The following is a 1,691-nucleotide window of genomic DNA, read 5'->3' as shown; positions in this document are numbered from 1 at the left end:
GCCGCACCGCCGGCTCCTCCCACGACCCCGAACGATCCCACGCAGCCCCCTGCGTGACCGTCGTCGCGAAACCCCCGGCCCACCGCCGGGGGTTTCGTGGTGTGAACGGTGTTCTCGCGGGCGATGCGCCCGCTAACGTGGAGGTCATGGTCTTGTCGCAGCGCCCGATCGGCGTCTCCGTTCCGCTCTGCCCCTCGAAGGGCCCCGGTGCGAGCGAGGGGATCGTGTTCCACTACGATGTGTGAGTATCCTGCGACCGCCCTTTCCGCCGCAGGTCCATCGGAGGCAGCACGTGGCTGAGACGAAGACGCACACCGTCACGGTTGCGGGACGCCCGCTGCTGCTCTCGTGGTCGGGTGTCACGGATCAGGGCCGTCGCCGTGAGACCAACCAGGACGCGTTCCTCGCGGAGTTCCCCCTCTTCATCGTCGCCGACGGAATGGGCGGGCACGCGGGAGGCGAGATCGCAAGCCAAAGCACCGTGTCCCGCCTGCAGGCCGCGGTCGTCGCGGGCGACATCTCGCATCGCACGATCGAAGAGGCTCTCGCCCGCGCCGTCGACGACATCGCGGAGCACCCGGAGACCACCGACGAGGGCACCGGGACCACGCTCACGGGCGTCTACCTGGACGACGGAGGGGAGCAGCTGCAGTGGGTCGCTCTGAACATCGGCGACTCGCGGGTCTATCTTCTGCGGGACGACCGGCTCGTGCAGGTGACCACGGACCACTCGGTGGTGCAGGAGCTGATCGCAGCGGGGAAGCTCAGTCCGGAAGAGGCCGAGGGACACCCCTACAGCAACGTCATCACGCGCGCGGTGGGCGCCAGCGAGCTCACCGCTCCGGACTACGTCACCATCGACCTGCGTCCCGGCGACCGGTTCGTGATCTGCTCCGACGGACTCACCAAGGAGCTGACTGACTACGGCATCCAGCATTTCCTGCGGGAGAACTCCGATCCGGCCGCGTGCGTCGACGCCATGCTCGCTGCGGCCCTCGACAACGGCGGTCGCGACAACGTCACCCTCATCGTGTTGCAGGTGAGCGACCCCGAGTCCTCCTCCCCAGAGCGGGATACCGCGGAGTAGTCGCTCCGACGCTGTGGACAGCGGGCTCTCTGCTGTCACGGAGCGATGCACTGGGGAGATGGACCCGTCTCCCCTCGTGATTCCTTCCGCGCCCGCGCCGCCGCGCCGCACCTCGCTGCCGTATCTCGCGGGGATCGTCCCGGTCGGGATGGGGGTGGCGCTGTGGCTCACCACGGGGTCGGTGCAGTCGCTGTGGTTCGCCGCACTCGGTCCCCTCATGATGCTCGCTTCGGTGGCCGACGCCGCGAGGACGCGACGGCACGATCGACGGCGTGAGGCGGACAGGGTGGAGGCCGAGTGGCGCGCGGTCGAGGATGCGCTCGCCCGTCGTCACGCCGAGGAGCGGGCCCAGCTCGAGTCGCGCCACCCGGACGTCGCCGCGTGCGTCGCAGAACCGCCGCTTCGTGGGACGGATCCGATCGCTGCCGACACCGAGCTGACCGTGGGTCGCGGTGTGCGTGTCAGCGCCGTGCGCACGACGGGTGGGGAGGGCGATCGAGCAGAGGCGTTCCGCGCGCGATGCGCCGAGCTCGATGACGCACCGGTCGTGGTGCGGCTCGGCGCGGGCGTCTGCGTCCGTGGCCAGGCCCCGGTCGCAGCCGCG

Annotated in this window: 2 protein-coding genes and 1 pseudogene; all 3 read left to right on the top strand. The window is 70.2% G+C overall.

The features are described from left to right. The coding region (locus DW309_RS19915) for a hypothetical protein (protein ID WP_205812825.1) at window positions 1–245 on the top strand (245 nt) is incomplete at its 5' end. Between the two features lie 47 nt (window positions 246–292). Further along, window positions 293–1,087, top strand: a complete 795-nt coding sequence (locus DW309_RS15955; RefSeq protein ID WP_136045921.1) for a PP2C family protein-serine/threonine phosphatase — start codon at window positions 293–295, stop codon at window positions 1,085–1,087. A gap of 76 nt (window positions 1,088–1,163) precedes the next feature. After that, a pseudogene (locus DW309_RS15950) lies at window positions 1,164–1,691 on the top strand (FtsK/SpoIIIE domain-containing protein); the annotation flags it as partial.

Source organism: Microbacterium sp. K41 (assembly GCF_004794395.1).
GTDB lineage: Bacteria > Actinomycetota > Actinomycetes > Actinomycetales > Microbacteriaceae > Microbacterium > Microbacterium sufflavum.
Note: the sequence above shows the minus strand (reverse complement) of the source record. Positions and strands in the feature narration are given on the sequence as shown.